General features: G+C 69.5%; 9 protein-coding genes. 5 read left to right on the forward strand and 4 right to left on the reverse strand.

Annotation, left to right across the window (positions count from 1 at the left end; translation table 11 throughout):
• Positions 1-47 precede the first annotated feature (47 nt).
• On the forward strand, positions 48-3548 hold the full coding sequence (locus tag MRBLWS13_RS16025; RefSeq protein WP_349426326.1) for a DNA-directed RNA polymerase subunit beta: 3501 nt from the start codon (positions 48-50) through the stop codon (positions 3546-3548).
• A gap of 41 nt (positions 3549-3589) precedes the next feature.
• Positions 3590-7462 carry a DNA-directed RNA polymerase subunit beta' gene (gene rpoC / locus MRBLWS13_RS16030; RefSeq protein WP_349426327.1) on the forward strand — a complete coding sequence of 1291 codons (3873 nt, stop codon included), beginning with the start codon at positions 3590-3592 and terminating at the stop codon, positions 7460-7462.
• A 98-nt stretch (positions 7463-7560) separates the two neighbouring features.
• On the opposite strand, the gene MRBLWS13_RS16035 is transcribed toward rpoC, so the two are convergent.
• From MRBLWS13_RS16035 to MRBLWS13_RS16045, 3 genes are read right to left on the reverse strand one after another with little or no spacing between them, the layout of a single operon-like run.
• Positions 7561-8280 (reverse strand): DUF3618 domain-containing protein, encoded by a 720-nt coding sequence (locus MRBLWS13_RS16035; RefSeq protein ID WP_349426328.1) that lies wholly within the window; start codon positions 8278-8280, stop codon positions 7561-7563.
• Positions 8277-8696: a phage holin family protein gene (locus MRBLWS13_RS16040; protein ID WP_349426329.1), complete on the reverse strand. Its 420-nt coding sequence runs from the start codon at positions 8694-8696 to the stop codon at positions 8277-8279. The genes MRBLWS13_RS16035 and MRBLWS13_RS16040 overlap by 4 nt, the downstream gene beginning before the upstream one ends.
• On the reverse strand, positions 8693-9466 hold the full coding sequence (locus MRBLWS13_RS16045; protein ID WP_349426330.1) for a hypothetical protein: 774 nt from the start codon (positions 9464-9466) through the stop codon (positions 8693-8695). The genes MRBLWS13_RS16040 and MRBLWS13_RS16045 overlap by 4 nt, the downstream gene beginning before the upstream one ends.
• A gap of 236 nt (positions 9467-9702) precedes the next feature.
• Between MRBLWS13_RS16045 and MRBLWS13_RS16050 the strand changes: the two genes are divergently transcribed.
• A complete protein-coding gene (locus tag MRBLWS13_RS16050; RefSeq protein WP_349426331.1) occupies positions 9703-10317 on the forward strand; it encodes a hypothetical protein in 615 nt (204 codons plus the stop codon).
• A gap of 10 nt (positions 10318-10327) precedes the next feature.
• Here the strand turns inward: MRBLWS13_RS16050 and MRBLWS13_RS16055 are convergent, their stop codons facing one another.
• Positions 10328-10933 carry a hypothetical protein gene (locus tag MRBLWS13_RS16055; RefSeq protein WP_349426333.1) on the reverse strand — a complete coding sequence of 202 codons (606 nt, stop codon included), beginning with the start codon at positions 10931-10933 and terminating at the stop codon, positions 10328-10330.
• A gap of 139 nt (positions 10934-11072) precedes the next feature.
• Here MRBLWS13_RS16055 and MRBLWS13_RS16060 point away from each other — a divergent pair, with 139 nt between their 5' ends.
• Both MRBLWS13_RS16060 and MRBLWS13_RS16065 read left to right on the forward strand, forming a co-directional pair.
• Positions 11073-12056, forward strand: coding sequence for an ABC transporter (locus MRBLWS13_RS16060; RefSeq protein ID WP_349426335.1), 984 nt, complete (start codon positions 11073-11075; stop codon positions 12054-12056).
• A 44-nt stretch (positions 12057-12100) separates the two neighbouring features.
• On the forward strand, positions 12101-12628 hold the full coding sequence (locus MRBLWS13_RS16065; protein ID WP_349426336.1) for a hypothetical protein: 528 nt from the start codon (positions 12101-12103) through the stop codon (positions 12626-12628).
• The last annotated feature ends 42 nt before the right edge of the window (positions 12629-12670 follow it).

Consider the following 12670-nt stretch of genomic DNA (forward strand, 5'->3'; position numbering starts at 1 on the left):
CCTGACGACAAGGAAACGAGCCCTACGGGCCCACGGAGGTAATCCCCTTGGCTGCTGCGCGCAACGCATCCAACCCCACCACCACCCCTAAGAACGGACGCGGAGCATCCCGCCTCTCGTTCGCCAAGATCTCCGACACGCTGACGGTCCCCGACCTTCTCGCGCTGCAGACCGAGTCGTTCGACTGGCTCGTGGGCAACGAGGCCTGGAAGGCCCGCGTCGCCCAGGCGAAGGCCGACGGTCGCACCGACGTGCCCGAGATCAGCGGTCTCGAGGAGATCTTCGAGGAGATCTCGCCGATCGAAGACCTGAGCGAGACCATGCAGCTCTCGTTCACCAACCCGTACCTCGAGCCCGAGAAGTACTCCATCGAGGAGTGCAAGGAGCGCGGCAAGACGTACGCGGCCCCGCTCTACGTCGAGGCCGAGTTCATGAACCACCAGACCGGTGAGATCAAGACCCAGACGGTCTTCATGGGCGACTTCCCGCTCCAGACCGGCAAGGGCACGTTCATCATCAACGGCACCGAGCGCGTCGTCGTGTCGCAGCTCGTCCGTTCGCCCGGCGTCTACTTCGACAAGACCCCCGACAAGACGAGCGACAAGGACATCGTGTCGGCGCGCGTCATCCCGTCGCGGGGTGCCTGGCTCGAGTTCGAGATCGACAAGCGCGACCAGGTCGGCGTCCGCATCGACCGCAAGCGCAAGCAGTCGGTCACCGTCTTCCTGAAGGCGCTCGGCCTGACCAGCGAGGACATCCTCGCCGAGTTCGCCGGCTTCGACTCGATCGAGGAGACGCTGTCGAAGGACACGATCCTCTCCAAGGAGGACGCCCTCCGCGACATCTACCGCAAGCTCCGTCCGGGCGAGCAGGTCGCCGCCGAGGCCGCCCGCGCGCTCCTGGACAACTTCTACTTCAACCCGAAGCGCTACGACCTCGCCAAGGTCGGCCGGTACAAGATCAACCACAAGCTCGGTGTCGACAAGCCGCTCAGCGACTCGGTGCTGACGGTCGACGACATCGTCGCCACGATCAAGTACCTGGTCCGCCTGCACCGGGGCGACGTCACGTTCGACGGCGTGCGCGGCGGCAAGCCGGCCGAGATCCGCCTGGACGTCGACGACATCGACAACTTCGGCAACCGTCGCATCCGCGCGGTCGGCGAGCTCATCCAGAACCAGGTCCGCACCGGTCTGTCGCGCATGGAGCGCGTCGTCCGCGAGCGCATGACCACGCAGGACATCGAGGCGATCACGCCGCAGACCCTGATCAACGTCCGCCCCGTCGTGGCCGCGATCAAGGAGTTCTTCGGAACGTCGCAGCTGTCGCAGTTCATGGACCAGAACAACCCGCTCGCGGGTCTGACGCACAAGCGCCGCCTCTCGGCCCTCGGCCCCGGCGGTCTGTCGCGTGAGCGCGCAGGCGTGGAGGTTCGCGACGTCCACCCGTCGCACTACGGCCGCATGTGCCCCATCGAGACGCCGGAAGGCCCGAACATCGGCCTGATCGGCTCGCTCGCCTCGTTCGCGCGCATCAACGCGTTCGGCTTCATCGAGACGCCGTACCGCCGCGTGGTCGAGGGCAAGGTCACCGACCAGATCGACTATCTGACCGCCTCCGAGGAGAGCGACTACATCGTCGCGCAGGCCGGTGTCGAGCTGAAGGCCGACGGCCGCTTCGCGCAGGACCGCGTCCTCGCCCGTCGCGGCAACGGCGGCGAGGTCGACCTCTTCCACTCGGAGGAGATCGGCTACATGGACGTCTCGCCGCGCCAGATGGTGTCGGTCGCGACCTCGCTCATCCCGTTCCTCGAGCACGACGACGCGAACCGCGCCCTCATGGGTGCGAACATGCAGCGTCAGGCCGTGCCGCTGCTGCGCTCCGAGTCGCCGGTGGTCGGCACGGGCATGGAGGGCTTCGCCGCGATCGACGCCGGTGACGTCGTCACCGCCGACAAGGCCGGTGTCGTCGTCGAGGTCTCGGCGGACGTCGTGACGGTGCAGCTCGACGAGGGCGGCACCCAGGACTACTTCCTGCGCAAGTTCGACCGCTCCAACCAGGGCACGAGCTACAACCAGCGCGTCGTGGTCTCGGCCGGCGAGCGCGTCGAGGCCGGCGAGGTCATCGCCGACGGTCCCGCGACCGAGAACGGCGAGCTCGCCCTCGGCAAGAACCTCCTCGTGGCGTTCATGACGTGGGAGGGTCACAACTTCGAGGACGCGATCATCCTCAGCCAGGACCTGGTGAAGGACGACACCCTCTCCTCGATCCACATCGAGGAGTACGAGGTCGACGCCCGCGACACGAAGCTCGGCAAGGAGGAGATCACCCGTGATCTCCCCAACGTCAGCCCCGACCTGCTGAAGGACCTCGACGAGCGCGGCATCATCCGCATCGGCGCCGAGGTTCGCCCCGGCGACATCCTCGTCGGCAAGGTCACGCCGAAGGGCGAGACCGAGCTGTCGGCCGAGGAGCGCCTGCTTCGCGCGATCTTCAACGAGAAGAGCCGCGAGGTCCGCGACACGTCGCTGAAGGTGCCCCACGGTGAGCAGGGCACGATCATCGCGGTCAAGGAGTTCAACGCCGAGGACGGCGACGACGAGCTCGGCTCGGGCGTCAACCGCCGCGTCGTGGTCTACATCGCCCAGAAGCGCAAGATCACCGAGGGCGACAAGCTCGCCGGTCGTCACGGCAACAAGGGCGTCATCGCGAAGATCCTGCCCGTCGAGGACATGCCGTTCCTCGCGGACGGCACGCCGGTCCAGGTCATCCTGAACCCGCTCGGCATCCCCGGTCGAATGAACTTCGGCCAGGTCCTCGAGCTGCACCTCGGCTGGATCGCCAAGCAGGGCTGGAAGGTCGAGGGCATCCCGGAGTGGGCCGCCCAGCTGCCGGAGCAGGCCTTCGAGGCGCCGGCCGGCACGAAGGTCGCCACGCCGGTGTTCGACGGTGCGTTCGAGGCCGAGATCGCGGGTCTGCTCGACTCGACGACCCCGAACCGCGACGGCGAGCGCCTGATCGACTCCTCGGGCAAGACGCAGCTGTTCGACGGCCGCTCCGGCGAGCCGTTCCCGGCTCCGATCTCGGTCGGCTACATGTACATCCTGAAGCTGCACCACCTCGTGGACGACAAGATCCACGCGCGCTCGACGGGCCCGTACTCGATGATCACCCAGCAGCCGCTCGGTGGTAAGGCGCAGTTCGGCGGTCAGCGCTTCGGTGAGATGGAGGTGTGGGCCCTCGAGGCCTACGGCGCGGCGTACGCGCTCCAGGAGCTCCTCACGATCAAGTCCGACGACATCCTCGGCCGCGTCAAGGTGTACGAGGCGATCGTCAAGGGCGAGAACATCCAGGAGCCCGGCATCCCCGAGTCGTTCAAGGTGCTCATGAAGGAGATGCAGTCGCTCTGCCTGAACGTCGAGGTCCTCTCGGCCGACGGCACGGCGGTCAACCTCCGCGACACCGACGACGACGCCTTCCGTGCCGCGGAGGAGCTCGGCATCAACATCTCCAGCCGCTTCGAGTCGTCGTCGATCGACGAGATCTAAGCGCGCCAGGTAACGAACGAATTTCCGACACAGGAGAACCAGTGCTCGAATCAACCACTTTCGATCAGCTTCGCATCGGCCTGGCCACCGCTGACGACATCCGTCGTTGGTCCTACGGCGAGGTCAAGAAGCCCGAGACCATCAACTACCGCACCCTCAAGCCCGAGAAGGACGGTCTGTTCGGCGAGCAGATCTTCGGACCCTCGCGCGACTGGGAGTGCGCGTGCGGCAAGTACAAGCGCGTCCGCTTCAAGGGCATCGTCTGCGAGCGCTGCGGCGTCGAGGTCACCAAGTCCTCGGTGCGCCGTGAGCGCATGGGCCACATCGAGCTCGCCGCGCCCGTCACGCACATCTGGTACTTCAAGGGCGTCCCGTCGCGCCTCGGGTACCTGCTGGACATGGCGCCGAAGGACCTCGAGAAGGTCATCTACTTCGCCGCGTACATGGTGATCTCGGTCGACGAGGAGGCGCGCCATCGCGACCTCTCGACGCAGGAGAACAACATCCGCCTCGAGCTGAAGACGCTCGCGGACCGCCGCGACGCGCGTGTCGCCGCTCGCCTCCAGAAGCTGGAGGAGGAGCTCGCCGCGCTCGAGGAGGAGGGGGCCAAGGCCGACCAGAAGAAGAAGGTCAAGGACGCCGCCGAGAAGGAGATGGCCGGCATCCGCAAGGGTACCGACGACCAGATCACGCGCCTCGAGAAGGTGTGGGAGGACTTCCGCACGCTCGAGGTCGGCCAGCTCAAGGGCGAAGACGAGATCTTCCACGAGCTGCAGGACCGCTTCGGTCAGTACTTCGAGGCCCACATGGGCGCCGAGTCGATCAAGCGCCGCCTGGAGGCGTTCGACCTGAAGGCCGAGTCCGAGAACCTGCACCTGCAGATCTCGGAGGGCAAGGGCCAGCGCAAGATCCGTGCGATCAAGCGCCTCAAGGTCGTCAACTCGTTCCTGCAGACCGGCATGAGCCCGGCCTCGATGGTGCTCGACGTCGTCCCGGTGATCCCGCCGGAGCTGCGCCCGATGGTGCAGCTGGACGGTGGCCGCTTCGCGACCTCCGACCTGAACGACCTCTACCGTCGCGTGATCAACCGCAACAACCGCCTCCGTCGCCTGATCGACCTCGGAGCCCCCGAGATCATCGTCAACAACGAGAAGCGGATGCTGCAGGAGGCCGTCGACGCGCTGTTCGACAACGGTCGCCGTGGTCGCCCCGTCACGGGCACGGGCAACCGTGCGCTCAAGTCGCTGTCCGACATGCTCAAGGGCAAGCAGGGCCGGTTCCGTCAGAACCTGCTCGGCAAGCGCGTGGACTACTCGGGCCGTTCGGTCATCATCGTCGGCCCGCAGCTCAAGCTCCACCAGTGCGGTCTGCCCAAGCAGATGGCCCTCGAGCTGTTCAAGCCGTTCGTGATCAAGCGCCTGATCGACCTCGGTCACTCGCAGAACATCAAGGCGGCCAAGCGCGCCGTCGAGCGCACGCGCCCCGAGGTCTGGGACGTGCTCGAGGAGATCATCCGCGAGCGCCCCGTGCTCCTCAACCGTGCGCCGACGCTGCACCGTCTCGGCATCCAGGCCTTCGAGCCTCAGCTCGTCGAGGGCAAGGCCATCCAGCTGCACCCGCTCGTCTGCGCCGCGTTCAACGCGGACTTCGACGGCGACCAGATGGCCGTGCACCTGCCGCTGTCGGTCGAGGCCCAGGCCGAGGCCCGCATCCTGATGCTGGCGTCGAACAACATCCTGAAGCCGTCGGACGGCCGCCCGGTCACCCTGCCCTCGCAGGACATGATCATCGGCCTGCACCACCTGACCACGGTCAAGGAGGGCGCGAGCGGCGAGGGTCGCGTGTTCGGCTCGGTCGGCGAGGCGATCCTGGCGAAGGACGAGGGCACCCTCGACCTGCAGGCCAAGGTGCGCATCCGCGTTCCCGGGCTGACGTTCCTCGAGGGCGAAGCCCCCGAGGGCTACGAGCGCCACGGTCTCGTGGACGCGTCGCTCGGTCAGGCGATCTTCAACGACACGCTCCCCAAGGGCTACCCGTTCGTTCGCGAGCAGGCCGACAAGGGCAAGCTGTCGCAGATCGTCAACAAGCTCGCCGAGGAGTACCCGAAGGTGGAGGTCGCGGCTTCGCTCGACCGCATCAAGGACGCCGGCTTCTACTGGGCCACCCGTTCGGGTGTCACGGTGGCGCTGAGCGACATCCTCACGCCCCCGAACAAGGGCGAGATCGTCGCGGGCTACGAGAAGCAGGCCGCGAAGGTCCAGGCGCAGTTCGAGAAGGGTCTCACCACCGACGCCGAGCGTCGTCAGGAGCTCATCAAGATCTGGACCGAGGCGACCGACGAGGTCCAGAAGGCGATGCGGGACAACTTCCCGGCCGACAACACCATCAACCGGATGGTCTCGTCGGGTGCTCGCGGTAACTGGCTGCAGATCCGCAACATCGCGGGTATGCGAGGCCTGGTGAACAACCCCAAGGGTGAGATCATCCCGCGTCCGATCATCTCCTCGTACCGCGAGGGTCTGTCGGTGGCGGAGTACTTCATCGCGACGCACGGTGCCCGTAAGGGTCTGGCCGACACGGCCCTCCGTACGGCCGACTCGGGCTACCTGACCCGTCGTCTGGTGGACGTCTCGCAGGATGTCATCATCCGCGAGGAGGACTGCGGCACGACCAAGGGCCTCGAGTTCACCATCGCCGCCCCCGGCGCCGACGGTGCGCTGGTGCGCGACGCGAACGTCGAGAACTCGGTGTTCGCCCGCACGCTCGCGGCCGACGCCGTCGACCCGAAGGGCGAGGTCGTCGCCTCCGCCGGTGAGGACGTCGGCGACGTGCTCATCGACAAGCTCGTCGGTGCGGGTGTCGAGTCGATCAAGGTCCGCTCGGTCCTCACCTGCGACTCGGCGGTCGGCGTCTGCGCGAAGTGCTACGGCCGTTCGCTCGCGACCGGCAAGATCGTCGACATCGGCGAAGCCGTCGGCATCATCGCGGCCCAGTCGATCGGTGAGCCCGGCACGCAGCTGACGATGCGTACCTTCCACACCGGTGGTTCCGCGTCGGCCGACGACATCACGCAGGGTCTGCCCCGCGTGCAGGAGCTGTTCGAGGCCCGCACCCCGAAGGGCGCGTCGCCGATCGCCGAGGCCGATGGCCGCATCACGATCGACGAGACCGAGAAGTCGAAGAAGGTCATCCTCACGCCCGACAACGGCGACGAGCCGCACGTCTACCCGGTCCTGAAGCGCGCGACGCTCCTGGTCGAGGACGGGCAGCGCGTCACGGTCGGTCAGCCTCTCCAGGTCGGCACGCTCGACCCCAAGGAGGTCATGCGCGTGCAGGGTGCCCGCGAGGTGCAGAAGTACCTCGTCAACGGCGTCCAGGGCGTGTACCGCTCGCAGGGTGTGCCGATCCACGACAAGCACATCGAGGTCATCGTCCGTCAGATGCTGCGGAAGGTCACCGTGGTCGACCACGGCGACACGACGCTGCTGCCGGGTGAGCTGGTCGACTTCAAGAAGTACCAGAACATCAACCGCGAGACCGTGGCCGAGGGCAAGCGCCCCGCGTCGGGTCGTCCCGAGCTGATGGGTATCACGAAGGCGTCGCTCGCGACCGAGTCGTGGCTGTCGGCCGCGTCGTTCCAGGAGACCACCCGCGTCCTGACGCAGGCGGCCATGGAGGGCAAGAGCGACCCGCTCGTCGGCCTCAAGGAGAACGTCATCATCGGAAAGCTCATCCCCGCCGGAACCGGCCTCGCGAAGTACCGCGATGTCACGGTCGAGGCGACGGAGGAGGCCAAGAGCGAGCGGTACCCCAACCGCATCTTCGCCTCGGACGGCGCGTACACCGACGCCGACCTGAGCTACGTCGACTTCGACAGCTTCTCCACGGACGGTTTCACCACCGACTACAACTGAGTCCCCTTCCGGTCGCCGAGCGACCGGGCTGAGACGAAGCAGCACGAAGGGCCCCGGCATCAGCCGGGGCCCTTCGTCGTTCACTGCGGACGGATGCCTCAGCCGAGGCGGTGCCAGCCGGGGGAGTCGTCGCTCTCGGCCGAGCCGAGGGGGTCGGACGACGTCGACGTGCCGGTCTGGCCCATGCTCTCGGAGCCGGTCGTTGCCGCGGCCCCGTCGCCGCTGGAGGGCGACACGTTCTCGGTGACGTTCTCCTTCACGCGTTCAGCGGTGCTCTGCGCCTCCTCCTTCACGGTCTCGGCAGACGCGACGGCGGAGTCCTTGACCTGCTGAGCGGCATCCTGCGCCGGGCCCTTCAGTCCCTCGGCCACCTCGTGCGCGGCATCCTTCGCCGTATTCACCGCCTTGTCGACGAGCGGCTGGGCCTTGTCGCGCAGCGCTGTGCTCCACCGCGTCTCCGCGTCGGTCGTGGGGATCAGGCTCGCGACGAGGAATCCGACTCCCGCCGCCAGGAGGCCGACCACGAGCGGTGCGCCCTGGGTCGTCTGCCTGGCCTTGTTCGGGAGGTCGCGCACAGCGTCGCCGGCGGTGCCGACGGCCTGCCCGGCGGTGTGGCCGGTGGAGGATGCCGAGTCGCCGAGGTCGTCGGCGACGCCCATGACACGTCCCTTCACGTCGGTCATGACCTGCCGCGCCCTCGTCTTCTGACGCTCCATGATCTTCGGCGGCGACACCTTGTCGGCGAGCGCGTCCACGTCGCGTCCGAGCTCGTCGCGCGTCACCTCGATGTCGGCGCGGATCTGGTCTGGGTTGCTCATGATCTGTTCTCCTCGTTCCTCTTGAGCGCCTCGGGGATCTCTCGAACGGTCTCCACCGTCTGCGGCGCGCCTTGCACGGTCTTCAGCCGGCTCCGCCCGACGGCGTACATGATTCCGGCCACGATGGCCCAGATGACGGCGACGACGACGCCCGACCAGCCGAGGCCGATCAGGGTGCCGAGCGCCCACCACAGGGCGAGGCTCAGGAAGAGCACGGCCATCATGGCCGCGTATCCCGCGCCTCCGAGGAGTCCCGCGCCCTTGCCGGCGCGCTTGGCGGACTCCGAGAGCTCGGCCTTCGCCAGCTCGAGCTCCTTGCGCATCAGGATCGACAGGTCGCGCGAGACCTCGCCCACGAGGTCGCCCAGCGACGTCTCGGCCGCCTTCTGCTGCGACGGCGTGGGCATGTCGGTCATCGTCGTGCCTCACCGCTGGGCGACCACTCGTTCTGCGCGGTGTCGCCCGCAGTCGACAGCCCCTGCGATCCTGGAGTGGTCGGCATGCTCTCCTGGTCGCCCGCCAGGGCGTCGCCGATCGGGGTGTCGCCGTCTGCGGCGACACCGGTGTCGTTCCAGCCCGTCGTGCCGGCCGTTCCCGCGGGTGCGCCGACGGTGCCGTTTCCTGCGACCATCGGGCGGGCGCCCACCCGGCCCGCGCTGCCGTTCGGCATCCCGCTGTCGCTGCGGGCGTCCGACACGAGCGCCCGGGTGAGGCGACCGGCGACGATGCCCACGCCGAGTGCGATCACCAGGAAGGCCCCGGTGTGGCGGCGGGCGAACCCGCGCACCTCCCGGACCACGTCGGCGGGCTCGCGCTGCTCGAGCCAGTCGGCGGCCCGGCGCGTCTGCTGCCCGATCGTGCGCACCGCGCTGGTCGCGGCGCCTCCGGCTCCTGAGGCCGTGCCGGATGCCAGGCCCTCCAGCTCGTCACCGGTGCTGCGCAGCGCTCCGGCAGCGCGGCGCTGCTGCGTCGAGGCCTGCTCCGACAACTGCGTCCGGGTCTCGTCGAAGAACCCTCGGGCGGCGCGCTTGACGTCGTGGGCGACGCTGCCGGCCTCCTCGCCGGCGACGCCCGCGACGTACTTCGCGCCCGCGTCCACCTCGGCGACCGTGTCGACGGCACGCTCCTTCACGTCTCCCGTCGCCGCGCTCCGACCTGCGGACTGTTCGGTGTCGTATGTCGACATGCTCCTCCTCCTCCACTTTCACGTGCGGTGTCGGTCCGGCGCTGTGCCGGGCCTGGGGATCCGCCGTGGGAGAAAACCGTCCGTCATCCGGGGTGGTTGTAGAGAGGGGGTCGAACTCGGCGCGGCGGGAGTGTATTCTTCACCGCTCGCCGGATCGCGCCGCCGCCGGTTCCGCGGCGTGGGTCGAGGCCATCCGGCCGTTCCGGCTTACCGTGGGAAGCGGAGGTGGGGGCCCCATGGCACGGATCGGTGGTCGCAACGCGTGGATCGCCGTGCCCGCGGGGATCCTGTGCGGGGCGGTCGTCGGGGCACTCGTGTGGCTGTCTCTGCCGATGCTGCCGGTCACGGTCGCGTGGGTCGGCGACACGCTGCGCAACGCCACGGCGCCGCAGCCGAGCGCGACGCCCGAGCAGATCCCCGCTCAGACGGCGGCGGACGGCGGGGCCGTCGACTGCCGGACGCTGTACGCCGACGATCTCTGGAACGAGCTGACCTGGCGACCCGGCTCGCTCCTCGGCCAGTCACTCGGCCCGCCCCCCACCACGGCGACCTCGTTCGCCGACGCGGCGGCCCCCGACGTGCTGGTGACCTGCACCTGGCGGTTCGACGCGGGCGGCATCGTCACGACGCTGTCGAAGGTCGACCCGGATGCCGTCTCCATCGCCGAGGCCGCGCTCTCGGGCGACGGGTTCTCGTGCGGTACCGCCGGCGGCGCCACGGTGTGCGCGCGGACGCAGGGCTCGGTGCGCGAGGAGCACACGCTGCGCGACGGGCTCTGGCTCGTGAGCGTCGAGACGCAGTGGCACCCCGATGACTACGGCGCGCGGCTCGACCGCATCGTGTGGGGCTGATCCGGCCGCCTCAGCCGAAGATGCTCGCGACGACAGCGGCCGTGTAGCCGCTGGGTGCGAGGTTCGAGTAGGTGGTGTCGATGAGGATGTCGTCGCGCCAGAACAGCGTGCGCCCGTCGGTCACCGGGTACGTCTCGTTCTGCCAGGTCTTCTCGCAGCGCGTGCCGCCGTCGGGGGTGTAGCAGGTGTAGCCCTCGTCGGTCACGAGCTTGTTGAGCATGTCGAGGGCGGGGCCGCGCGACATGTAGGTGATGGTCGTGATCAGCCCCGTGGTGTCCGTGGCCGGGTCGCGCCATACGCACACGAGGCCGCCGTCGGGCTGTACGCCCGACGACCCGAAGGCCGGGTCGTTGAGCGGGATGCCTTCGAGCTGCGCGAGCACGTCGGCGGTGAGGATCGCGCGGCAGTCGTCGGGGATGTCGGCGAGCGGCGTCGCCGACGGCGTCGGGGTCGGCGTCACGGACGCGTCCCTCGTGGGGGTGGGCGAGTAGGTGAAGCCGTCGCCGGAGGGTGCGTCGTCGGGTGCGCACGCCGTCAGCACGGCGAGCGCGAGGAGGACGGATGCCGCGACCGCCGCGCGCCGGCCGTGGCGAGGGGTTCGCGCAGGTGTTGCCATTGGCCCAGGGTAGTGGCGCCGCGCGGCGGCGGTCGCCGCGACGCGGGAGCGCATTCCTCCGGCACGCCTCCGCGGCATGCGCGGGCCCGCGGGCTACTCTGCCACTGCGGGGATTGGCCCTGCGTGAGGAGTGCCTGCGATGAGTGACCCCAAGTCGTCTTACGGCGAGCCCGTCGAAGAGCCCAACGGCGTCGACGACGTCGTCGGTCGCGCGAACGAAGGCCTCGCCGACGCAGAGGCCGCCCGCCGCGATGCGGTCGACGCCGACAGCTCCACCGCAGCCGCATCCACGCCCGCGGATGCGTCCGACGCGAGTGCTCCGGCCGTCGCCGACGAGCCCGCCGTCGCCCCGGCCGACGAGGCCGTGGCCCCCGCCACCGCGACCCCGGCGGACGCGGAGCCCGACCCGTGGGCATCGCCGGAGGCGGCATCCCTCGACTACTCCTCCACGGCGGCACCCGTTGCCGACGACGCGCCGACCGTTGTCGCCGCGCCCGTCGTCACTCCGAGCGAGCCCGTCGTCGCCGAGCCGACGGTCGTCGCCGCCGCGGCTCCGCAGCCCATCTTCGTCCAGGCGCCGGAAGCGCCGCGACCGCGCGGCAACCGCGCGGCGGCCGGTGCCATCGGCCTCCTCGCCGCCATCGCGTTCGCCGTGCTGTACCTCGCCGTCTGGCTCGGCGTCGACGCGATCGAGGGCGACCTGACCGGCGAGAACGTCGGCACGACGGTCGTCGGTGCCCTGGGCACCTGGTCGCTGTGGGTGCCGGTCGTGGTCTTCTTCTTCGCCTTCTGGGTGCTGGGCGCGATCATCAACCGCGGTCGGTGGGGCGCCTGGGTGGTCTTCGGCATCCTGGTCGGCATCGCCGCGTACGGCGGCCACATCCTCGGCGCGCTCTTCCAGGCGCCGTTCTGGGAGCTCACGGCGACCGAGGGCGGCGACCTCGCCGAGGCCGAGCTGCTCACGCCGCTGGCGATCGCCGCGTTCGTCATCGGGCGCGAGCTGACCATCTGGTTCGGCGCCTGGGCGGCTTCGCGCGCGAAGCGCGTGACCGAGCTCAACATCGAGGCGCAGCGGGAGTACGAGCGCACGCTCGAGGCCGGGCCGCAGCTCGTCCGCGCGTAGCCGCACCCCCTCCGCCGCGGGAGCCGCCGACGTAGGCTGGCGGCATGGCCGGTGACGGGGAAGGCGCGGCGTCGGCGGGTCCGGTGCGGCCGCCGATCGCCCTGGCCTTCGCCACGGTCGGCTTCATCGCGCTCACCATCTTCGGGCTCGGCATCACGAGCCTCGTCCTCGCCGAGGACGTCATCGCGACGCCCGGCCTCGGGCAGATCCCGGGGGCCGCGGGCGTCGTGTGCGCGACGCTCGCGTTCGCGGGCGGGCTGTGGGCGGCGATCGCTCGCGCGGACAGCCCGTCGTCGCGCACGAGCGCCGGGTCGCCGCATCCGTCCTACTGGGGTGCCGCGTGGACCACCGCGGCGGCGTTCCTCGCGTACATCGGGGGCGTGTGGTTCGCGGCCCTGTTCACCGGGGCGGACCTGGGGGTCGCGACGGCGGTCGCGGGGCGCCTGGCGACGTCGTGGTTCGGGGTGTCGGTGGCGGCTGCCGCATTCGTGTCGGCGTGGGCGGGCATCGCGCTCGTTCGCACACGCGCGCACCGTCCGCGGTGGCCCTGGGAGGACGAGTTCGACGAGTGATCCGGATGTCCGCGCGGCCGGGAACCGCGGGAATCCGGGCGA

Origin of the sequence: Microbacterium sp. LWS13-1.2, from assembly GCF_040144835.1 — a bacterium.
GTDB lineage: Bacteria > Actinomycetota > Actinomycetes > Actinomycetales > Microbacteriaceae > Microbacterium.

What these genes read in the sequence shown, in the direction of transcription:
- MRBLWS13_RS16035 (WP_349426328.1), bottom strand. Translation starts at nt 8,280, where the DNA reads ATGAGCAACCCAGACCAGATCCGCGCCGACATCGAGGTGACGCGCGAC.
- MRBLWS13_RS16040 (WP_349426329.1), bottom strand. Translation starts at nt 8,696, where the DNA reads ATGACCGACATGCCCACGCCGTCGCAGCAGAAGGCGGCCGAGACGTCG.
- MRBLWS13_RS16045 (WP_349426330.1), bottom strand. Translation starts at nt 9,466, where the DNA reads ATGTCGACATACGACACCGAACAGTCCGCAGGTCGGAGCGCGGCGACG.
- MRBLWS13_RS16050 (WP_349426331.1), top strand. Translation starts at nt 9,703, where the DNA reads ATGGCACGGATCGGTGGTCGCAACGCGTGGATCGCCGTGCCCGCGGGG.
- MRBLWS13_RS16055 (WP_349426333.1), bottom strand. Translation starts at nt 10,933, where the DNA reads ATGGCAACACCTGCGCGAACCCCTCGCCACGGCCGGCGCGCGGCGGTC.
- MRBLWS13_RS16060 (WP_349426335.1), top strand. Translation starts at nt 11,073, where the DNA reads ATGAGTGACCCCAAGTCGTCTTACGGCGAGCCCGTCGAAGAGCCCAAC.
- MRBLWS13_RS16065 (WP_349426336.1), top strand. Translation starts at nt 12,101, where the DNA reads ATGGCCGGTGACGGGGAAGGCGCGGCGTCGGCGGGTCCGGTGCGGCCG.